The sequence below is a fragment of the Planococcus sp. RAB007_Raresut genome (assembly GCF_057369535.1).
On record NZ_JBXYIF010000158.1, the window covers coordinates 1 to 261 of the forward strand.

The window sequence follows — 261 nt, forward strand, 5'->3', positions numbered from 1 at the left end:
CCACATCGATGCACCGTTTCATTTTGACGACCATGGGATGCGCGTGATGGACCTCGATCCGTCCGTATATATCGGACCAGCCCGTGTGATTCATCTACCGCATAAGGCAAAGATTGAAGCATCTGATTTGGATGGTCACGATTTGACTGGGGTGGAACGCCTCATCTTAAAAACGGATGGTTGGTCCGATAAGAGCGTCTTCCCAGAGACGATTCCTGAACTGACACCCGCTCTTGCCGATCGTCTCGGAGAACTCGGAAT

The 261-nt window shown here is 51.3% G+C and carries 1 protein-coding gene; it reads left to right on the plus strand.

Translation table 11 applies throughout. The annotated features are described in order from the left end of the window. Positions 1–4: 4 nt before the first annotated feature. A partial coding sequence (locus AC2Q9J_RS18125) for a cyclase family protein (RefSeq protein WP_499042100.1) occupies positions 5–261 on the plus strand: 257 nt, incomplete at its 3' end.